The following is a 21,138-nucleotide window of genomic DNA, read 5'->3' on the forward strand; positions in this document are numbered from 1 at the left end:
ATGGTAAGAATTGGAATGTTTTTAGGAGACCGCTACGAGATTCTGGAGAAAATCGGATCCGGCGGAATGGCAGAGGTCTTTAAAGGAAAGGATCATAAGCTGAACCGTTTTGTGGCGGTAAAGGTACTGAAGGATGAGTTTGTGGAGGATAAGAATTTTGTCCGCAAATTTAAAGAGGAGGCCCAGGCCGCGGCGGCGCTGGCCCATCCGAATATCGTGAATGTCTACGACGTGGGAGACGAGCAGAATATCTTCTACATCGTCATGGAGCTGGTAGAGGGCATCACCCTGAAGACTTATATCGAGAAGAAAGGACGTCTGACGGTGAAGGAGGCCACCAGTATTGCCATTCAGGTGGCGTCAGGTCTGGAGATTGCCCATAACAATCAGATTGTACATCGGGATATCAAGCCTCAGAATATCATCATTTCTCGGGAGGGCAAGGTGAAGGTGACTGATTTCGGTATCGCCAAATCCATCTCTTCCAATACGAATACGGCGGACGCCATGGGATCTGTACACTATACGTCCCCGGAGCAGGCCAGAGGCGGTTACAGCGACGCCAAGAGCGACATTTACTCTCTGGGTATCGTCATGTACGAGATGGTGACCGGACGGGTGCCCTTCGATGGGGAGACCACGGTGGTGGTAGCGGTGAAGCACCTGCAGGAGGATATCGTATCCCCCAGAGTCTACGCTTCCGATGTGCCGGTGAGTCTGGAACATATTATCCTGAAATGTACGGAGAAGAGCCCGGATCGCCGTTATGCCAATGCGGCGGAGCTCATCGCGGATCTGAAGCAGTCCCTGCTTACGCCGGATGTGAATTTTATCAAGGAGATCGTGCCGGATGGAGCCAAGACCGTAGCCATCACCCGGGATGAGATTTCGAAAATTAAGCGGGAGACCGGTCGGATTCCGGCGGCTGCCGACGACGCGGAGTCCAAGTACGCTTATCTGGATCGCCTGAACGCGGAAAAGGATGAGGACTATGACGACGAAGATTATGAGGATGACGAGGACTACGAAGACGAAGATTACGAGGATGACGAGTACGATGAGGATTATGACGACGGAAAACGCGGTAAAGGCGGAATCTTCGGCTTTTTGAAAAAAGATAAGAAGGAAAAAGAAGCAGACGACGATGAGGATGAGGATGACGAAGACAACGACGGCATCCTGGATCCGAAGATGGAGAAGATCATGACCATCGGCGGTATTGTGGCCGCGATCATCATCGTAATTATCCTGGCGGTCATCATCGGCAAGGTGCTGGGCTTCGGCAAGGGTTCCGGTAATAAGAACACCGATGATACGGAGATTGCGGACGTTCTGAATGAGAAAGTAGAGGTTCCGAGTCTCTTGGGGTTAAGCTATTCCGCGGCAAAGGATGAGCTGAACAAGCTGGGCCTGGGTATCAAGCTTGGCGAGACCAAGTCTTCCGATCAGTATGACGCGGGCCAGATCATCAGCCAGAGCGAGGAAGCTGGTACGAAGGTGGATCCGAATACCACAATTATTGTAGACGTATGCGGCGACGGGGAAAAGGTAGAAGTGCCCGATGTGAAGGGGTACAGCCAGGCAAAGGCCGAGAGCGCGCTGAAGGCGCTGGGACTGACGGTGGATATTACCGAGGTAGCCAGCGAGGATGTGGCGGCAGGAAAGGTTATCTCCACTTCTCCGGCGGCAGGCAAGAAGATTGACAAGAGCGGCGTGGTAACTGTTGTAGTCAGCAAGGGCAAGGAAGAGGATCAGCAGATAGAGGTTCCGACCATCACCGGCAAGACTGAGGCCAAGGCCAAGGAGCTTCTGAAGGCGGCAGGACTGGCTTCCGGCCAGGCTTCCCAGGAGTTCAGCGATACCGTAGACGAGGGCAATATCATTTCCCAGAGCCCGAAGGCAGGCACCAAGGTGAATAAGGACAGTAAGGTAAGCTATGTCATCAGTAAGGGTAAGGAAAATAAGGACGTCTATATCGGCAACTACAGTGGCATGAGCGAGTCTGAGGCTACAAGCAAGGCTCAGGGCAAGGGTCTGAAGGTAGTCGTAGATTATGAATACAGCAGCTCTGTAGCCAGTGGACAGGTAACACGTACCGAGCCGGGTAACGGAACTACAGTAGCGGCTGGTTCTACGGTTAAGATTTGGGTCAGCAAGGGTACAGAGAGCGTAAGCGTTCCGGATCTGTCCGGTATGAATGCTTCCCAGGCGCAGACAGCACTGTCATCGGTAGGTCTGACTCTGGGCGGAACGACCACGGGTACGGCCGCGCCCAGTGAAGGAGATTCAGGACGTATCTACGACTGGAGCTCCAAGGGTTCCTCTGTATCTAAGGGAACCGCCATCAGCATTACCGTATACGGAGCTTATGTCGCTCCGACGCCGGAACCGACCCCGACCCCGACTCCGTCTACTCCTTCCGAGGGCGGAGAAGGTAATACACAGTAACCATAACCGAAAGCAGAATTTACATGCAGGGAAAGATAGTAAAAGGGATTGCCGGATTCTACTACGTTCACGTAGCGGAATCCGGTATCTATGAATGTAAAGCAAAGGGAGCCTTCCGCAATCAGAAGGTGAAGCCCCTGGTGGGCGACAATGTCCGGCTGGAAGTGCTGGATGAAGAACAGAAAAAGGGTAACATTGAGGAAATACTGCCCCGGAAAAATGAGCTGATCCGCCCGGCGGTAGCCAATATCGACCAGGCGCTGGTCATCTTTGCGGCGGCGAAGCCAAAGCCCAATTTTAATCTGCTGGATCGCTTTCTGATCCTGATGCAGTATCAGAAGGTTCCGGCTGTGGTCTGCTTTAATAAGCAGGATATGGTAGACGCGGAGGAATTACAGCTCCTTAAGAACACCTACGAGAGCGCAGGCTATCAGGTGATATTCACCAGCGCGGCGAAGGAGGAGGGCATACAGGCGGTACGTGATTTACTGAAGGGAAAGACCACCACCGTGGCCGGACCATCCGGCGTAGGAAAATCATCCCTCATCAATCTGCTCTCCCCGGAGGCAGAGATGGAGACCGGCGACATCAGCCGGAAAATCGAGCGCGGAAAGCATACCACCCGTCATTCGGAGCTTTTTGCCCTGGATGAGAACACCTTTATCTGCGATACGCCGGGCTTCAGTTCCATTTACCTGCCGGAGATGGAGAAGGAGGAGCTGGGAATCTATTTTCCGGAAATCGCGGAATACGAGCCCTTCTGCCGCTTTCAGGGCTGTGCCCATATCCATGAGCCGGGCTGTGGCGTCAAAGAGGCTTTGGAGGAGAAAAAGATAAGTCCTATCCGATACGATAATTATAAGCTTCTATATGAGGAGTTAAAGGATAAGAGGAGGTATTAGTTATGATGAACAAGCTGGCTCCGTCCATCCTGTCCGCCGATTTCGCGGCACTTGGCGAGGATGTACGGAAGGTAGAGGAGGCAGGCGCGGAGTACCTGCATATCGACGTGATGGACGGACATTTTGTCCCGAATTATTCCCTGGGTATCCCGGTCATCGAGTCCATCCGCAGGAAATCTGTGATGGTATTCGACGTCCATCTGATGATAGACAATCCGGATCAGTATATCAAGGCTTTCGCGGAGGCCGGAGCGGATATTCTGACCGTTCACGCGGAGGTCTGCCCCCATCTGAACCGGACCATCGCGGCTATCAAGGAAAATGGCATGAAGGCCTGCGTGGCCCTGAATCCGACCACGCCGCTGAACGTACTGGATTATGTGCTGGAGGATCTGGATATGGTGCTTCTGATGACCATCAACCCGGGCTTCGGCGGTCAGAAGTACATCGAGAGCAGCACCAGAAAGATTCAGGAGTTGCGGAAAATGATGGAGGCCCGCGGCCTCGAGATCGACATCGAGGTAGATGGCGGCATCAAGCTGAACAATGTGAAGACTGTTCTGGACGCAGGCGCCAACATCATCGTGGCGGGCTCCGCGGTATTCGGCGGCGATATCGAGAAGAACGTGACAGACTTTATGAAAATATTGGGTGAAGCATGAGAACAGTAATTATCAGCGGGGGCAGAATCGAGCGCGATTTTGCCCTGTCTTTTTTGGAAAATGAAACCTTTGAGCAGTTTATCGCAGTGGATAATGGACTGCGCTTCTGCTATGACAATCAGATAAAGCCCACATGGATTGTGGGCGACTTTGACACGGCGGCGCCGGAGCTGGTGGAATATTACCAGACACAGACCGATATTCCCATCCGCCGCTTCAATCCGGTGAAGGATTCCACAGACAGTCAGATCGCCATAGAACTGGCCCTGGAACTGGGAAGCAGTGAAATCACGCTCCTTGGCGGCACGGGTACCCGTATGGATCATGTGCTGGGCAATATTCAGAGCCTGATGCTGGCAAAGAAAAAGGGCGTGTCCTGTGTCATTCTGGATGAATATAACCGAATTCAGCTGATTGACGGGGAGACGAGACTGAAGAAATCGGAGCAGTACGGTAAGTATGTGTCCCTGCTTCCTCTGACTACCGAGGTCACCGGCGTGGATCTGACCGGTTTTAAGTTTAATCTGACCGGTCACACCTTCACCAGTACCGGAAGCGCAGGACTTGGTGTCAGCAATGAAATTATCGAAGATACTGCGGAAATCCGCGTTAAATCCGGAATTTTTGTGTTAATCGAGTCCCGGGACCTTCCGAAACGATCCGAAATATCTGAAAAAAGCAACAGAAATACAAAGTGAAATGCTGGGTTGTCTGCATCCCGGGCGCATTATAAAATGGAAATTCATGAAAACACCATGGGAATATTGTAAAATTGTCGAAAAACTGCGGAATATGTTTGTGCATAATTACCAAAAAAACGGGTAGACTAGCCTGCAGACGAAATATTTCGGCAGGGATTGACAAAGGAAAGACTTGCTGTCATAATACGTCCATCAAAGCAAAAGCGCTTTGAGCTAGACTTTGAATTCGTATTCAGGCCTAAAGGAGTGAAAGAAAATGCAGACAAAAAAGATTAAGCTGAACGCAACAGAGGACGTAAAGGAGTTTGTACAGGGCGCAAGCAAGTGCGATTTTGATGTGGATGTTTATTACAACCGCATCCTCATCGACGCCAAGTCTATTCTCGGCGTGCTGAGCATGGATCTGAATCAGATTCTGACTGTGAAATGTCACGGTGAGAACGGCGATTTTGATCGGGTGCTGGCAAAATTTGCAATAGCTTAAAACTAACCGATAAAAGAATACGGCGACAGAAGAAGGAGTCTTCGGCATCCCTGGGATGCCGGAGGCTCCTTCTTCGTTATCAGGGGCCGTTGCTGGGGCTTGCGGTCCGGCATTTTTTGTTTCGGTAATTTTACAGGAGCATGCGGCTGTGCTACAATATATTTTTAGAGAACAGCGGTTGGTGAAAGCCAACCGGGAAAAAGCAGGAGAGACCGATACATGGAAGAGACAAGGCCGCAGATCCGCATTTCCGTGCGGGACCTGGTGGAATTTATTCTCCGATCCGGAGATTTGGACAATCGAACAGGAGCGAAGACGGATCTGGAAGCCATGCAGGCCGGCGGGCGGCTCCACCGGAAGATCCAGAGGCGGATGGGCGCGTATTATACCGCTGAGGCTGCCCTTAAGCTTCTGGTTCCCATGGGCGACTTCGACTGCCTGGTGGAAGGGCGGGCCGACGGAATCTTTACGGAGGACGGGGAGATCTACATTGACGAGATTAAGGGCATGTACCGGGATGTGATGCTTCTGGAGGAGCCTGTCCCCGTGCATCTGGCCCAGGCGCTCTGCTACGCCTGCATTTATATGAGACAGCAGGATCTGCCCCGGATCGGCGTCCAGATGACCTATGGCAACCTGGAGACCGGGGAACTGAGGTATTTTCGCTCAGAGCATAAGAGAGAAGCATTGGATGCCTGGTTTGATGAGCTGATGGCCCGCTATGAGAAATGGGCCCAGTTCCAGTACGCGTGGAAGCAGATCCGAAAAGCCAGCATCCGGCCTCTGGAATTCCCCTTTGCCTATCGGGAAGGGCAGCGGGATCTGGCGGCGGGCGTGTACCGGACCATTGCCCGGGGAAAACGGCTTTTTATTCAGGCGCCCACCGGCGTCGGCAAGACCATTTCTACGGTATTCCCGGCGGTGAAGGCCGTGGGCGAGGATCTGGGCGACCGCATCTTTTACCTGACGGCCAAGACGATCACCCGGACCGTGGCCGAGGAAGCCTTCGGAATCTTACGGACTCAGGGTCTGCGCCTGAAGGCAGTGACCCTGACAGCGAAGGAGAAGCTCTGTATCTGCGGGACCCCGGACTGCAATCCGGACGCCTGCCCCTATGCAAAAGGGCATTTCGACCGGATTAACGATGCGGTCTATGAGCTGTTGACGACCGGCCCGGATGCCATCGACCGTGAGCTTCTGCTTTCCCAGGCGGAGCGGCACCGGGTCTGTCCCTTTGAGCTGAGCCTGGACACAGCGACCTGGACCGACGCCATTATCTGTGATTACAATTATGTCTTCGATCCGAACGCGCGCCTGAAGCGCTTCTTCGGCGAGGGTGTGAAGGGCGATTACCTGTTCCTCATCGATGAGGCCCATAACCTGGTGGAGCGGGGGAGGGAGATGTTCAGCGCGCGCCTTTGCAAAGAGGATTTTCTGGAGCTGAAGCGGGCGTTAAAGGGCAGGGATAAAAAGGCTGAACGCCTGCTGGACCGCTGCAATAAGTATCTGTTGGGCTTCAAGCGGGAGTGCGAGACCTGGCAGCTTCATGAGAACATCGATCCGCTGATTTTGCTTACGCTGTCCCTGTCCACGGAGCTGGACCGTCTGCGTGAGGAGGGGCTGGAGCCGGAGCTGGACGCACAGGTGCTGGAATTCTGGTTTACCCTGCGGGATTTCCTGAATACGGCGGATCTGCTGGATGAAAATTATGTGATCTACAGCGAAATGGGAGAAAATGGAAACTTCTATCTGAAGCTCTACTGTGTGGAGACTGCGGAGAACATCCGGGCCTGTCTGGATAAGGGGCGGGCCGCCGTTTTTTTCTCGGCCACCCTGCTTCCCATGCCCTATTATAAGCATATGTTGGGGGCGGAGGATGATTACGCGGTCTACGCCCGGTCGCCCTTCAGGCCGGAAAAGCGGCTGCTTCTCCTGGGGCAGGATGTGAGCAGCCGCTATACCCGCCGGAACCGCAGCGAGTATGAGCGGATAGCCGCGTATCTGAAGCAGATGAGCAACGCGCGGATGGGGCATTACCTGGCCTTTTTTCCGTCCTACCGGATGATGGAGGATGTCTACGATCTCTATCTGGAGCTGGATGAGGGGCGGACCGAGTGCGTCATTCAGCAAAGCGGCATGGGGGAAGCACAGCGGGAGACCTTCTTAAGCCGTTTCCGGGAACAGGCCTGTACCCGCAGTCTCCTGGGTTTTTGCGTGTTGGGCGGTATCTTCTCCGAGGGCATCGACCTGAAGGGCGAAAGCCTTATCGGGGCGGCCATCGTGGGTACAGGTCTGCCCCAGATCTGCAATGAGCGGGAAATTCTGCGGCAGTATTATGAGGGAAGGCAGATGGACGGCTTCGCCTACGCCTATCGTTATCCGGGCATGAATAAGGTGTTGCAGGCCGCAGGGCGGGTTATACGAACCGAGGAGGATCTGGGCGTGGTATTGCTTCTGGACGACCGGTTTGGGACAGCCGAGTACACGCGCATGTTTCCGCTGGAGTGGAGCGGCGTGCGGGGATGCCGGAGCCGGGATGTGGGAGAGCAGATCGAGGCCTTCTGGAAGATACAGGAAAAATAAAAACACCGATAAGTATGTCTGAGAATAAGACTACTTATCGGTGTTTTGCTATACTGTCCTAGGCAGTAAAATACTCCAGAAACTGCTTTGCAGCAGGACTCAGCGGCAGCTGCTCACTGTGCACCAGCATCAGCTGCCGGCTGGGCAGCTCTTCCGCCAGTGTCAACGGGAACAGATCGCTGGAATGGTTGGGCAGGCAGTAATCCGGCACGAAAGCAATGCCCAGACCAATGGTTGCCAGGTCAAGCAGCAGATCATTACTGGAAAGCTCGATTTCCGGCACCAGATCCAGCTGATGCTGCTGGAACAGGGCATGCAGATATTCGTTGGTGGTACTCTTGCGATCCAGCATCAGAATCGGATAGTTCAGAAGCTCCCTGAAACTCAATTTCTGATTTTCCAGATTAAAATAATTCCGGTTGGCAATAAAGACGTCCTGAAAGCTGCGGACTTTTGTCATATGTCCGGCATTGCCCAGTCTGGAATTAGGGTAATTGGTAAAAATCAAATCCACCTGACCACTTTCCAGAAGATCCACGCAGCCAATGGAGGTATTGTTGGTAACCTTGATATGGATTCCGGGAAATTCCCTGTGGAACCGGCTCAGGAAAGGCCCCAGAAAATACCGGCAGATGGTATCGCTGGCACCGATGCGTAGCTGGCCGCCGCCCAGGGAATTGGCCTCCATAATCTGATTTTCACCCCGTTTTATCAGGTTGATGGCAGGCTCGATATGGCGCAGCAGAATCTCACCCTCGGGGGTCAGCTGCACCCGCTTTGTGCTCCGGATAAAGAGGTTCTGGTTCAGCTTCTTTTCCAGTACCTTGATGGACTGGCTCACCGCCGACTGAGAGATAAAGAGCTGCTTGGATGCTTCGGAGAAGCTTAAGGTTACAGCCACATGATAGAAGACCTTGTAAAGCTCGTAATTGATATCCATGAAATCACTCCTTCTTTTTCTGATATGCCGACAGAAGCGCAAGGGCCAGAAGGCCGATGGCAGTCAGCAGGGAAATTGCGTCGCCCACCCGGAACAGGATCGGAAGGGTAAAACGAATCGTGACAGTACCGTGCGTCTGTTCCGGAAGCGTGACGCGAAGCCGAACAAGGGTATCACTGACGCCGGTGGAAAGCTTCTGTCCGGATTCATCCTGAGCCCGGTAATAAGGGTAATAGTTAAAGGGCACATCCACATAGGAGTCGGAAGCGCCGCTGCTGTTTTCATAGGTGAAAGAAGCGCAGGTGCCGTCTCTGGAAATATTGGTCAGCGCAACACCCTCCGACGCGGTGAAGGTGATGTCCTGGCTGCGAAGCTCCCGGGTACTGAAATAGGCTCCGTCATCGGAAATCAGGTACAGCACGTCTGTGGTCTGAATCTGATCCAGCTGATTTTCCGCTGTGGCAAAGGTGTCCGCTTCATTGACATAGCTGCTGAAATAAGATCCTGCGGACCAGGTCAGGAAGAGAGCGCAGCCGAAAAATAAAAGCTTCTGACCGGAGCGCTCCCGGAAATAGCCGCAGACAGCGATAGCTGATACCACGCAGAGAAACAACGTCGCGAAGGTCAGAAACCGGGAGGAAAACTGAATGGCCCCGGCTACGCGGTTAATGAGCCCAATCCGCTGCAGCCGCTCCCAGGGAAAATAAATGGTAGAGGCGTAGACGGACAGCCAGCCAAATACCATGCACCAGGTACCAAGCTTTCTCTGAAAAGCCGGAAGCCGGTTTTTCCTGCGGAAGCAGAGGGCGAGGAACAGCAGGCTTCCCATTAGCAGGAGAAGACCTATGGAATAAGGCATTTCCCCGGCAACAGAGCCCCGACCGAGAGCGTCGCCTGCGGGATTTAAGAGACCGACGTCAAAGAGCTGGATGCCGTACAGGGAATAACCGGCCAGATTGCGGGTGTCGTCAAGCAATACCAGCGGATACCGCATCAAATCGAGGAAGGGCAGAATTGACCACAGGTTCAGAAGCACCGTGACGCCGCCCGCGAGTACGATATGAAGCAGCCGCTTCCAGTCTTTCAGACGGGGCAGGCAAAGCAGGGCGAACAGTACCGCAAAGCCCAGAGCCAGCTCGGTGGAAATCATGTGGGACTGAAAAAGTGCGGTGAAAGCCAGCACAGCAGTCAGCCATTTCTTATAATTTCCATAGAAAAGCTGGTACATGCCGAGCATCAGCAATGGCAGGAAAACGGTCGCCAGAACCTCGCCCACAGCAGAGCGGGTGTAAAGATTGATGAGCCGGTAAGCCGACAGGGTGTAGAAAAACGCGGCGGTCATGCCAAGCTTTCGGGAACGGCACAGGCGGGAAAAAGCGTAATATGCCACGCCTGCTGTAGCCAGGTTTACACAGAACAGAAGCAGCCGATAGCAGCCGATGGGGGACATGCCGAGCCGAATCAGCAGCGCGAAGGGATACAGGAAAAATTCTGAATAAAAAGTCGGATTCATATAACCGAAGCCCCGGAACAGTCCGGAATGGATGCGCACCGGAAGCTGGGTAAACAGATCCTGAGCCAGATAAAAGAGACGGCTGTAGTGGAAGAACATGTCATGGCCGTTTAAAAGCCAGGGCAGAGTCAGCGGCATGGAAGACCAGACAGACGCAAAAGCCAGCGTAATCAGGATCTCCGGCCGGATGCTCCGGCGGGCTCGGTACAGCAGAAGCAGGCAGGAGGCCAGCAGTATAAGCGCAGCCAGAATCAGCGGATCCCGGTAGATGCCCCGCTCTGAGAGCAGATAGATGCCCCGGAAGGTAAGGGGATTTTCTGCCAGCACGCGGAACTGTACGCAGGTCAGGGAGTCGTCCAGGGTAAAGGACAGGGTCACTTCTTCCTGTCCGGGCTCTACAGGAGCCTCATTCAGCACGCGTCCGGAGGTATTGTCAGAATTCAGATACAGGGGATCGTATACCTGTACAGTGCTGCCGTCCGCATCGGCTGTGACGGCAAAGGTCAGATGATAAGTACCCTTTTTTAAATAATGGCCGTCGCTGGTGAGTGGGACGGAACCGGCGCCCTCGGGAATAGTCAGCGTCTCATTTTCCACAGTGACGATACCGATGACGTCTTCCGGATAGTTCATTTCCTCACAGGTAAAATTGCGCTCCACATAATCGGTGAACGGAGCAGCCAGAATCATAACAAGCAGAACCAGCGTAAAGAAAAGCTGGCCCCGGAATTTCAGCAGCTGTTTCATAAAAATCTCCTTTTCAATTAAGAAGTCAGATCTTGTTTTTTTCAGTATAACACAGAAAAAGGAGAAAAGCCATTAGATAAAGTTATAAATTAATTTAAATATATTAATTATACTTATGGAAAGTTTTGTGCTAAGATGGAGACAGGAATTGTTACAAGATGGATAATGTGGTATAATTACGCGAAAGTGTATGATACCGTGCTGAAATACTACCATTATTAGGAGGTCGGTTATGAGCAACGTAAGAAGAATTTATGTGGAGAAAAAGGACGCTTTTGCCGTAAAGGCGGAGGAGCTTCAGGAGGAGATCCAGAGCTTCCTGGGAATTGAGGATGTAAAGGGTGTGCGGGTGCTGATCCGCTATGATGTGGAGAACATCTCTGACGAGGTATTCGAGCGTGCCTGCCGGACGGTATTTTCCGAGCCGCCGGTAGATACTTTATATGAAGAGAGCTTCGAGGCTGCTCCGGACGCTCAGGTGTTCAGCGTAGAGTACCTGCCGGGACAGTTTGATCAGAGAGCGGATTCCGCCGTACAGTGCGTCCGTTTCCTGAAGGAGGACGAGCAGCCGGTGATCCGTACCGCCACCACCTACGTGATTGAGGGCGGCATTTCCGCGGAAGAGCTGGCAGCCATTAAGAGCTACTGTATCAACCCGGTGGATTCCAGAGAAGCGGCGGTGGAGAAGCCGGATACTCTGGTAACTGTATTTGAGGAGCCGGCAGACGTGAAGATCTTCGACGGCTTCTGCGATATGGACGAGACCTCCTTCCGGGAACTTTACAACTCCCTGAATCTGGCCATGACCTTCCGGGATTTCCAGCATATCCAGAATTATTTCAAAAATGAGGAGCACCGGAATCCGTCCATGACCGAGATCCGCGTGCTGGATACATACTGGTCCGACCACTGCCGTCATACCACCTTCTCCACAGAGCTGACCGACGTAAGCTTTGAGGAGGGCTATTATAAGAAGCCAATCGAAGAGACCTATCAGCAGTATCTGGCAGACCGGGCGGAGATTTTTAAAGGCAGAAAGGACAAGTTTGTCTGCCTGATGGATCTGGCGCTGATGGCCATGCGGAAGCTGAAGGCCGAGGGTAAGCTTCAGGATCAGGAGGAATCCGATGAGATCAATGCCTGCTCTATCGTAGTTCCCGTGGAAATCGACGGAGAGACCGAGGAATGGCTGGTAAACTTTAAGAACGAGACCCACAACCACCCGACGGAGATTGAGCCCTTCGGCGGCGCGGCCACCTGTCTGGGCGGCGCGATCCGCGATCCGCTGTCAGGCCGTACCTATGTATATCAGGCTATGCGTGTAACCGGAGCGGCAGATCCCACCGTATCGGTAAAGGAGACACTGAAGGGCAAGCTGCCCCAGAAGAAGCTGGTACGCGGCGCAGCCCACGGCTACAGCTCTTACGGCAACCAGATCGGTCTGGCTACCGGCTATGTAAAAGAGATTTATCACCCCAACTATGTGGCAAAGCGAATGGAGATTGGCGCGGTCATGGGCGCGGCGCCCAGAAAGGATGTCATCCGTGAGACCTCCGATCCGGGCGATCTGATCATTCTTCTTGGCGGCGAGACAGGCCGTGACGGCTGCGGCGGCGCAACCGGATCCTCCAAGGTCCATACCGAGAAGTCCATCGAGACCTGCGGCGCTGAGGTGCAGAAGGGTAACGCTCCCACCGAGCGTAAGATCCAGAGACTGTTCCGTCGTCCGGAGGTAACCCGTCTGATTAAGAAGTGCAACGACTTCGGCGCAGGCGGAGTATCCGTAGCCATCGGCGAGCTGGCAGACGGCCTGAAGGTAAACCTCGACCTGGTTCCGAAGAAATACGCGGGACTGGACGGTACGGAGATCGCTATTTCCGAGTCCCAGGAGCGTATGGCTGTTGTAGTAGATAAAAAGGACGAGGCAGAATTCCTGAAATATGCTGCAGAGGAGAACCTGGAGGCTACCACCGTAGCTGTGGTAACCGAGGATCCGAGACTGGTGCTTTCCTGGAGAGGCAAGGAGATCGTGAATATCTCCAGAGCATTCCTGGATACCAACGGCGCTCACCAGGAGACCACCGTAGCGGTAGACCTGCCCACCGAGCAGGATAAATACTTTGTAAGAAATGAGGTAGGGGACGTCCGGGCAAAATGGCTGGATACCCTGAAGGATTTAAATGTATGCTCCCAGAAGGGCCTGGTGGAGATGTTCGACAGCTCCATCGGCGCAGGCAGCGTCCTGATGCCCTACGGCGGCAAGTATCAGCTGACTGAGACCCAGGCCATGGTGGCGAAGCTGCCGGTGCTGAAGGGTAAGACAGACGTAGTAACCATGATGAGCTACGGCTTTGACCCCTATCTGTCCAGCTGGAGCCCCTACCATGGAGCAGTATACGCAGTCATTGAGTCTGTGGCAAGAATCGTGGCAGCAGGCGGAGACTACAGCAGGATCCGTTTCACCTTCCAGGAGTACTTCCGCAGAATGACCGAGGATCCCCACCGCTGGAGCCAGCCCTTCGCAGCGCTTCTCGGCGCTTACAGCGCGCAGCTGGGCTTCGGTCTGCCCTCCATCGGAGGAAAGGACAGTATGTCCGGTACGTTTAACGAGATCGACGTACCGCCTACACTGGTATCCTTCGCGGTGGACGTGGCCAGCGACAAGACCATCATCACACCGGAGCTGAAGAAAGCCGGTAATAAGCTGGTTCTGGTGCAGATTCACAGAGACGCTTACGATCTGCCGGATTACGGGGAGATCAAGGAGCTGTACGGCAAGTTCTTCGAGGATGTAAAGGCAGGCCGCATTCTGTCTGCCTACGCTCTGGACGGCTCCGGCCTGGCAGCCGCGGTCAGCAAGATGTCCTTCGGCAATAAGCTCGGCGTAAAGATCGAGGCCAATGTAGATAAGAGAGACCTGTTTACCGCAGGCTTCGGCGACATCGTAGCCGAGGTTCCGGCTGACAAGGTGGCTGAGCTTGGCGTAACTTATACGGTAGTTGGCGAAGTAACCGAGAGCGGCTTCGCTTACGGCGATATGAAGATTGACACCGAGGAAGCGCTGAAGACCTGGGAGGAGCCTCTGGAGAAGGTATTCCCCACCACCGCAGTGGCAGGAGCCGAGAAGGTGGAAAGCCCGCTTTACAAGGCGGACAGCGTCTATGTATGCAAGCATAAGGTAGCGCGTCCCACCGTATTTATCCCGGTATTCCCGGGCACAAACTGTGAGTATGACAGCGCCAAAGCCTTTGAGCGAGCAGGCGCGGACGTGATTACCAAGGTATTCCGCAACCTGACTGCAGAGGATATCCGCGAGTCCGTAGAGGAATTTGAGAAGGCCATCAATCAGGCACAGATTATCATGTTCCCCGGCGGCTTTTCCGCAGGCGACGAACCGGACGGTTCCGCAAAGTTCTTCGCGACGGCCTTCCAGAACGCCCGCATGAAGGAAGCAGTGATGAAGCTCTTAAATGAGCGCGACGGACTGGCACTTGGTATCTGCAACGGCTTCCAGGCACTGATTAAGCTGGGATTGGTACCCTACGGCGAGATCGTGGGACAGAAAGAGGATTCCCCGACCCTGACCTTCAATACCATTAACCGTCACGTCTCCAAGATGGTTTACACCAAGGTAATGACCAACAAGTCACCGTGGCTTGCGGGCGCAGAGCTGGGCAAGACTTATGTAAATCCGGCTTCCCATGGAGAGGGACGTTTTGTGGCGAGCAAGGAGTGGATCGACAAGCTTTTCGCGAACGGTCAGGTAGCGACCCAGTATGTCAATCCGGATGGCGAAGCCAGCATGGACGAGTATTGGAATGTAAACGGTTCCTACGCAAGCATTGAGGGAATCACAAGCCCGGACGGACGTATCCTTGGCAAGATGGCGCACTCCGAGCGCCGCGGCGACTCCGTTGCCATCAATATTTACGGAGAGCAGGACATGAAGATCTTTGAGTCCGGCGTAGCATATTTTAAGTAAGACAAAGGAATGTTTATGGACACAAAAAAGTTTGAATTTTTTTGCAGTCGTGTAGCAGCAGGGGTAGGAATCCTAATCTTGGGATTCCTGTCCCTGTATAGTATTTTTTACACAAGAAAATTTCCAACCAATCATGACGAGATGCCGGTGCAGACCTGGGGCTCGCCGGTAAGTCTGGTGATTCTGGTGGTATTACTGATCGCGGCTGTAGGGTATCTCGGACACTGGATTTTAAAAAATGAGAAGCACCGGGAACGGAACATCCGCCTGTTGCTTGCCTTTACCTGTATCTATGCGGCAGTCTACGGAATCGTCTGGGCCTTTGCCTGCAAATACCACATGATGTGGGATCCGCAGCTGGTATCCTTCTGGGGCGATCAGCTGGCACACGGCATGAATGACGTCAGCGCCAGCGATATTGATTATCTGAGCTCCTATCCCCACCAGATGGGACTGATTGCGCTGCTGGAGCTGGTCTACCGGATCTGCGGTCCCGAGAACTATCACGCCTTTCAGGTGCTGAACGGGCTGGGCGCCGGAGCCATCGTATATCTGGGCTGCAAAATCATAAGAATGACCACGAAGCGTCAGGAGCCGGCAGTCTATTTTCTGCTCCTGATGTTGTGCTGTCATCCTTTATATATTTATGTGTGTTTTGTCTACGGAGAGGTGCTGTCTGTGTGCCTTTCTTTTCTTGCTGTTTACGCGCTTTTATTATATCTGGAGCGTCGGCAGATCCGCTACGGCGTGCTGCTGGGCGCGGCGCTGACCCTGGCCTGCCTGGTACGGAGCAACTGCTATATCGTCATTGCGGCCATCGCCTGCGTCCTTCTGGTAAAAATGATTTCCGACAAAAAGCTGCGTCACGGTCTGGTGCTGCTTCTGTGCCTTGCCATGTTTTTCGTGAGCCATACGGCTCTTGATAAGTTCTATGAGCAACGGCTGGGCTTTTCATTGGAAAATGGTATGCCGACGGTGCTCTGGGTGGCCATGGGCCTGCAGGAGGGCGGAAGCGACGGCATTGAGCGGGAGGCCGGCTGGTACAATGGCTTTGCCTACGATGTCTTTGTGGACGAGTGCGGAAGAGATCAGGAGCAGTCGAAGCAGATTGGTATGGAAGCTGTGATGGAATCTCTGACGAATTTTAAAGAGCATCCGGCCTATGCCGCGGACTTCTTCTGGCGCAAGATCGGAAGTCAGTGGGTAGAGCCCACCTATTCTTGTCTGCAGGAGACCAACCGTAGAATCGAGGAGCGGAGCACCTTTATGGATCGGCTTTACAAGGGTGATCTCTGGCCGGGCTTTGTGCGCTTTATGGACGTATATCAGTCCGTGATTTATTTCGGAGCCTTTCTGTTCCTGCTTCTGATAATTCGAAAAAAGATTCCGGTGGAGCAGCTGTCTCTGCTGATTGTAGTTATCGGCGGTTTTCTCTTTTACGTTGTCTGGGAGGCAAAATCCAGGTATGTGTTGCCTTATTTTATTATGCTAATCCCCTCCGCCGCCTGCGGTTGGGATCTGTTCCTGCAGAAATTAGGAAGGCTATGGGAAAAATGCGGAGTCGGCAGACGGGTACGTGCCTTTGCGGCTAAGCTTCAGACAGAAAAGACTGAACAGCTCTGCAGCCGCGTCATCTTACTCCTGGCCGGACTGCCCACAGCTTTTCTGTTTCTGTACAGCCTGATTTTCACCACCATTTATGAGAGCAACGATCTGGAGGTACCGTCCCAGACGGTGGATCCGGTGCCGCTTATCCTCCTGTTTGTGGCGGCTTCGCTGGGAGCTCTCTGGATGGCGGGCCGGTGGATTCTGAAAAAGGAAGCAAACCGGAAGCGGAATCTCCACATCCTGCTGGGCGTGGTGCTGGTCCACTGCGCGGTGTTTTGCATCGCCTGGAATCTGTTGGCTCAGAGTGCGCTGCGGGCAGATCCCCTGTACATTCACGCCATCGGCGGCGGCTTTGCTTTAAGCGATCTGAACGAGAGCGCCATGGATTATCTCTACACCTATCCCCATCAGGCCGGACAGGCCCTTCTGGTGGAAATCGTGTACCGCATCTTTGGTTATGAGAATTTCTTCGCGTTCCGGATGGTGAATACGTTGGGCGTATTGGTATTTGTGGTCAGCGGTTTCGCGATTACGGGAGAACTGTTCCGGAAGGACCGGGCGCAGGTGAACTTCCTGCTGCTGGCGGCTGGCTGTGTTCCGCTTTTTGTGTATACAAACGTAATTTACGGAGAAGTTCTGGCAATTGCAGCAGTTTCCTTCGGCCTCTGGATGTTCCTGCGGTGGCTGCGGGAGGAAAAGCTGCGGGATCTGATTTTGATGATTCTGGCGCTTGTTTTCGCCGTTTATATGAAAAATAACGCGCTGATCGCGGCGGTAGCTATCATTCTTACGGCGCTGATAAAAGCCGTTGCGGAGCACCGGAAGAAGCTGGCCGTCTGGATGATTCCGTTCCTGGCCGCGCTATTGCTTTCGCAGCCGGCCATGACAAAGCTCTATGAGCACCGGAGCGGCTGGCCCCTCGACCGGGGCATGCCGAAGACGCTCTGGGTAGCCATGGGACTCCAGGGTGAGGGCATGACCGCGGGCTGGTGGAACGAGTACCCGGATAAGGTCTATAAGGAACAGGCAGGTTACAACCCGGAGGAGGCCGACGCCATTGCGAAAGAAGCCATCGCATTTTCCGTGAAGGGGTTTGCGGAGCATCCGAAGGCGGCAGTATCCTTCTTTGGCCATAAATTCGTGAGCCAGTGGAACGACGCCGGCTACGGCTGTGAAGTGAGCGCCGGAAGCCAGGATACTCCGCGGCTGGAATTCTGGATGAACAGTTATCAGTCGCTGATTTTCCTGGGAGCCTGTGCCTTTGCGGTACTGGCATGGAAACGAAGATACCGGATCGAAGCGTGTCTGCCGGTGTTGATCCTGCTGGGCGGTTATCTGTTCCATCTGGCCTGGGAGGTCAAGGGACGATATGGTCTGTTCTATTTTGTGCTGCTGCTTCCGGCGGCTGCAGAAGGACTGGCCGGACTTACGGAAAAAGCGTTGAAGAAGGAAAAAGCGGGGGAAAACGTTCATGAAGCATGAAAAAAAGTGGACGCTGGAGAGTCTGTCCTGTAAGGCTGTCTGGTTTTTGAGCACTCTGATTTTTCTGGTTTTGACGGTTACGAGTCTGATTTTTACCCGGTACTTTGTCGCGGATTATTCCATAGAGAAGCCTTATGTGAAAATAGCCTGGTTTCCGCTGATCCTTCTGGGGGCGGCGCTGTTGGGCCGGGTGATTTATCGGATTGCCTGCTGCATTTCAGAAGACGCGGTACGGGGAAAAAGACAGGTAAGGTGCCTGCTTCTTATCGTACTGATCTGGTGCCTGCTTTTTGGAGCTGTCTGGGTGCTCCTGGCAGCCAGCACGCCGGTGGCCGATCAGTATATGGTAGCCACCAGCGCCGAGCGCTTTGCACAGGGCAATTATGGCCGTCTGGAATATGGAAAATATCTGTATTACTATCCGTTTCAGGTGGGACTGACGGCCTGGGAGGAGCTGAATTTCCGGCTCTTTGGACTGCATAACTATACGGCTCTTCAGCTGGGAAATGTGTTTGCGATCCTGGGAACGGTCTATGCAGGCTACCGGATTGTGAGCCTTTTATTTGACAAAAGAAGAGTGGAAGCGTGCTACCTCCTGCTGATGGCGTGCTGCTTTCCACTTCTGATTTTCAGCGCGTATATCTACGGGGATGTGCTTTCTATTTTCCTGTCCATGCTTGTGCTGTGGCAGACGCTCAGAATGGTAAAAACAGAGAAAAAGTCCGCGGTTCTGTGGATGGTCCCGGCGGCAGCGGCAGCGGTGGCGCTGCGCAGCAACAGCCTGATTGTTCTGATTGCGGTCTGCTGCGTGCTGGGCGTAAAAGCCATAACAGGAAAAAAATGGATATATCTGCTGTGCGTTCTATTGCTGGGTGTGGGAGCTTTTGCGGGAAGAAAAGCGATCTATCAGTACTATGAGGCCAAATCCGGAACGGTGATCAACGATGGAATGCCGTCCGTACTCTGGATTGCCATGGGCATGCAGGAGGGCGATCTGGAAGCGGGCTGGTATAACGGATATTCCATTTACATTTATCAGGATACCTGTCTGTACGACGGCCCCACGGCGAAAGCGCTTGGAATTGCCGAGATCAAGGCAAGGGTGAAGGTATTTCTGAAAGATCCGCTTTATGCGGCGGATTTCTACTCCAGAAAATTTACCAGTCAGTGGAATGATCCAACCTATGGCTGTTTTATCATGACCTACGCGGCGGATCAGGGGCGAAGTGATCTGGGCGAAAGCCTCTACACAGGAACGCCGAAGGCCGTATTGGAGAAGTTTATGGACAGCTATCAGCTTGTGATTTACGGAGCGGTGCTGTTTCTGCTGGTATACAGACGAAAAGAAAAGCGGGAGCTGGAATGGTATGTACTTCTGATCGCCGTGATAGGCGGCGTGCTGTTCCACGAGCTCTGGGAGGCCAAATCCCGCTATGTACTCCCGTATTTTATCATGATGATTCCGATGGCCGCGGCGGGGCTTATGGAGCTTGGCGGAGCAATCGGAAAATGGAGGACGAAAGATGAGACTGCGAAAGGCGGCAGATAGGACGGTTTCCATACTGGGGCTGGGGTTATTTGGGGTACTGACAGGCTTCAGTCTGTTCCTAACCTCTCGGTTTGCGCTGAGCTATGAGGAAATTCCCCGCACGACAGGGGATATTTTCCCGCTGGTGCTGCTGATTTGCGGGTGTCTGACCTTTGTCATGTATCGGATTTCTGAATGGATGCTTCGGGAGGAGGAGCGGCAGGAACGACGCGTCCGGATTCTGGCCGGGGCGGTATTTTGCTATGCGCTTTTACTTGGCGTCTGGTGGGTCGGCGCCGCCGATGTGGTTCCGGCAGGGGATCAGGCGTCCATCTGTACGGCTGCGGAGCAGTTCCGAAACGGGAACTTCGAGATGCTCACCATCGATTCCTATGAGAAATATCTTTATATCTATCCTCATCAGGTAGGGCTGACGGCGGTTATGGAGGTCGTATTCCGGCTGTTTGGAGATGGCAATTATATGGCCTTTGAGTATCTGAACTGTCTGTGCGCGGCGCTTACGCTGTACTTCGGCTACCGCGTTACCCGCTGCCTGACCGGGGAAAAACGAGCCTGGATTTATGAGCTGTTCCTGAGCGCGGCCTGTTTCCCGCTGTTGTTTTATACGACCTTCGTGTACGGGGAAATGCTGTCGATCATGCTGTCGATGCTGACGATCTGGCTTTTTCTGGAATATCGGAAGCGGGAGCAGGCATGGTGGATGATCGGCTGCGCGTTTAGCTGCGCGGCAGCGTGTCTGGTCCGGAACAACTGTCTGATTTTGCTGATTGCCCTGGTTCTGGTGCTGCTGGTGACGGCCCGTGGCGAACGGAAATGGAAGCTGCTGCTGTCGGTTCTTTTGCTGGCGGCGGTATATCTGGGAGCGAAAAACGCAGTGCAGACCATGTACGAGCAGCGCTCCGGCGTGTAACTGAACGCGGGCGCGCCCAAGCTTCTGTGGGTGGCCATGGGGATGCAGAAGGGGGAAGGGGCTCCGGGCTGGTCCAACGGTTATATTCTGCACAATTACTGGGGAGCGTCGGACTTTGATAACGAGGCCGCTCAGGCTATGGCGGTTCAGGATATTAAGAATTCAGCGAAGGAGTTCCTGCATCATCCCAGGTACGCGTTGTGGTTTTATGCGGAAAAATTTGCAAGCCAGTGGAATGATCCCACTTATGAATGCTTTGCCATGACCCACATGGATAACGATCACCGAAGCGCGGTGGCGCAGAAGCTGTACGAAGGGGTTCCGCACAGGGCGATGACTTGGTTTATGAATCAGTATCAGAGCCTGATTTACGGCGGGTGCTTCCTGTGGATTCTGTATACATTCTGGAAGAAAAAGGATTTGTCCAGGCTAATACTTGTGATTACCGTGTTCGGCGGTTTTCTGTTCCATATGATCTGGGAAGCGAAGGGACGGTATATTCTGCCCTATTTCGTGCTGATGCTGCCGATGGCGGCAGGCGGCCTTGCGGAGGCTTCGGTGCGTATGCGGGAGTGGCTTAAGCGGCATGGCAGACTTCCGGTTAAAATGAAAATGCAGTAAAAAATG

13 protein-coding genes are annotated in these 21,138 nt (G+C 53.5%); 11 read left to right on the forward strand and 2 right to left on the reverse strand.

The features are described from left to right. The 6 genes from pknB to WMO29_RS00330 all read left to right on the forward strand — a co-directional run bounded on the left by pknB (position 1) and on the right by WMO29_RS00330 (position 7,780). Positions 1 to 2,448: a Stk1 family PASTA domain-containing Ser/Thr kinase gene (gene pknB, locus WMO29_RS00305; RefSeq protein ID WP_349163274.1), complete on the forward strand. Its 2,448-nt coding sequence runs from the start codon at positions 1 to 3 to the stop codon at positions 2,446 to 2,448. Positions 2,449 to 2,471: 23 nt separating this feature from the next. Beyond that, positions 2,472 to 3,350 carry a ribosome small subunit-dependent GTPase A gene (gene rsgA, locus WMO29_RS00310; RefSeq protein ID WP_178039898.1) on the forward strand — a complete coding sequence of 293 codons (879 nt, stop codon included), beginning with the start codon at positions 2,472 to 2,474 and terminating at the stop codon, positions 3,348 to 3,350. A 5-nt stretch (positions 3,351 to 3,355) separates the two neighbouring features. Continuing rightward, a complete protein-coding gene (rpe, locus tag WMO29_RS00315) occupies positions 3,356 to 4,012 on the forward strand; it encodes a ribulose-phosphate 3-epimerase (protein WP_349163574.1) in 657 nt (218 codons plus the stop codon). Next, on the forward strand, positions 4,009 to 4,710 hold the full coding sequence (locus tag WMO29_RS00320) for a thiamine diphosphokinase (protein WP_349163275.1): 702 nt from the start codon (positions 4,009 to 4,011) through the stop codon (positions 4,708 to 4,710). Before rpe ends, WMO29_RS00320 begins: the two co-directional genes overlap by 4 nt. Before the next feature lie 259 nt (positions 4,711 to 4,969). Continuing rightward, positions 4,970 to 5,197: an HPr family phosphocarrier protein gene (locus tag WMO29_RS00325; protein WP_178039900.1), complete on the forward strand. Its 228-nt coding sequence runs from the start codon at positions 4,970 to 4,972 to the stop codon at positions 5,195 to 5,197. Between the two features lie 219 nt (positions 5,198 to 5,416). Then, positions 5,417 to 7,780 (forward strand): ATP-dependent DNA helicase, encoded by a 2,364-nt coding sequence (locus WMO29_RS00330; RefSeq protein WP_349163276.1) that lies wholly within the window; start codon positions 5,417 to 5,419, stop codon positions 7,778 to 7,780. A gap of 58 nt (positions 7,781 to 7,838) precedes the next feature. Here the strand turns inward: WMO29_RS00330 and WMO29_RS00335 are convergent, their stop codons facing one another. Together WMO29_RS00335 and WMO29_RS00340 are read right to left on the reverse strand one after the other, a co-directional pair. Further along, a complete protein-coding gene (locus tag WMO29_RS00335; RefSeq protein WP_349163277.1) occupies positions 7,839 to 8,720 on the reverse strand; it encodes a LysR family transcriptional regulator in 882 nt (293 codons plus the stop codon). 4 nt (positions 8,721 to 8,724) lie between these two features. After that, entirely contained in the window at positions 8,725 to 10,980 is a 2,256-nt protein-coding gene (locus WMO29_RS00340) for a putative glycosyltransferase family protein (RefSeq protein ID WP_349163278.1), read from the reverse strand. Between the two features lie 232 nt (positions 10,981 to 11,212). Here WMO29_RS00340 and WMO29_RS00345 point away from each other — a divergent pair, with 232 nt between their 5' ends. The 5 genes from WMO29_RS00345 to WMO29_RS00365 are packed head-to-tail and all read left to right on the forward strand — an operon-like array spanning position 11,213 to position 21,132. Further along, positions 11,213 to 14,962, forward strand: coding sequence for a phosphoribosylformylglycinamidine synthase (locus WMO29_RS00345; protein ID WP_349163279.1), 3,750 nt, complete (start codon positions 11,213 to 11,215; stop codon positions 14,960 to 14,962). A 15-nt stretch (positions 14,963 to 14,977) separates the two neighbouring features. Continuing rightward, positions 14,978 to 18,052: an ArnT family glycosyltransferase gene (locus WMO29_RS00350; protein ID WP_349163280.1), complete on the forward strand. Its 3,075-nt coding sequence runs from the start codon at positions 14,978 to 14,980 to the stop codon at positions 18,050 to 18,052. Continuing rightward, entirely contained in the window at positions 18,042 to 19,601 is a 1,560-nt protein-coding gene (locus WMO29_RS00355; RefSeq protein WP_349163281.1) for a glycosyltransferase family protein, read from the forward strand. The genes WMO29_RS00350 and WMO29_RS00355 overlap by 11 nt, the downstream gene beginning before the upstream one ends. Continuing rightward, positions 19,576 to 20,511, forward strand: a complete 936-nt coding sequence (locus tag WMO29_RS00360; RefSeq protein WP_349163282.1) for a glycosyltransferase family 39 protein — start codon at positions 19,576 to 19,578, stop codon at positions 20,509 to 20,511. Before WMO29_RS00355 ends, WMO29_RS00360 begins: the two co-directional genes overlap by 26 nt. A 42-nt stretch (positions 20,512 to 20,553) precedes the next feature. Beyond that, the gene (locus WMO29_RS00365) at positions 20,554 to 21,132 is read left to right on the forward strand and encodes a hypothetical protein (RefSeq protein WP_349163283.1); all 579 of its coding nucleotides are present in this window, start codon (positions 20,554 to 20,556) and stop codon (positions 21,130 to 21,132) included. Positions 21,133 to 21,138: the final 6 nt, after the last annotated feature.

This window comes from Laedolimicola intestinihominis, from assembly GCF_040096155.1.
In the GTDB taxonomy this organism is placed as follows: Bacteria; Bacillota; Clostridia; order Lachnospirales; family Lachnospiraceae; genus Laedolimicola; species Laedolimicola intestinihominis.

What these genes read in the sequence shown, in the direction of transcription:
- WMO29_RS00345 (WP_349163279.1), top strand. Translation starts at nt 11,213, where the DNA reads ATGAGCAACGTAAGAAGAATTTATGTGGAGAAAAAGGACGCTTTTGCC.
- WMO29_RS00360 (WP_349163282.1), top strand. Translation starts at nt 19,576, where the DNA reads ATGAGACTGCGAAAGGCGGCAGATAGGACGGTTTCCATACTGGGGCTG.
- WMO29_RS00350 (WP_349163280.1), top strand. Translation starts at nt 14,978, where the DNA reads ATGGACACAAAAAAGTTTGAATTTTTTTGCAGTCGTGTAGCAGCAGGG.
- rsgA (WP_178039898.1), top strand. Translation starts at nt 2,472, where the DNA reads ATGCAGGGAAAGATAGTAAAAGGGATTGCCGGATTCTACTACGTTCAC.
- WMO29_RS00355 (WP_349163281.1), top strand. Translation starts at nt 18,042, where the DNA reads ATGAAGCATGAAAAAAAGTGGACGCTGGAGAGTCTGTCCTGTAAGGCT.
- WMO29_RS00365 (WP_349163283.1), top strand. Translation starts at nt 20,554, where the DNA reads ATGCAGAAGGGGGAAGGGGCTCCGGGCTGGTCCAACGGTTATATTCTG.
- pknB (WP_349163274.1), top strand. Translation starts at nt 1, where the DNA reads ATGGTAAGAATTGGAATGTTTTTAGGAGACCGCTACGAGATTCTGGAG.
- WMO29_RS00335 (WP_349163277.1), bottom strand. Translation starts at nt 8,720, where the DNA reads ATGGATATCAATTACGAGCTTTACAAGGTCTTCTATCATGTGGCTGTA.
- WMO29_RS00320 (WP_349163275.1), top strand. Translation starts at nt 4,009, where the DNA reads ATGAGAACAGTAATTATCAGCGGGGGCAGAATCGAGCGCGATTTTGCC.
- WMO29_RS00340 (WP_349163278.1), bottom strand. Translation starts at nt 10,980, where the DNA reads ATGAAACAGCTGCTGAAATTCCGGGGCCAGCTTTTCTTTACGCTGGTT.
- WMO29_RS00330 (WP_349163276.1), top strand. Translation starts at nt 5,417, where the DNA reads ATGGAAGAGACAAGGCCGCAGATCCGCATTTCCGTGCGGGACCTGGTG.
- WMO29_RS00325 (WP_178039900.1), top strand. Translation starts at nt 4,970, where the DNA reads ATGCAGACAAAAAAGATTAAGCTGAACGCAACAGAGGACGTAAAGGAG.
- rpe (WP_349163574.1), top strand. Translation starts at nt 3,356, where the DNA reads ATGAACAAGCTGGCTCCGTCCATCCTGTCCGCCGATTTCGCGGCACTT.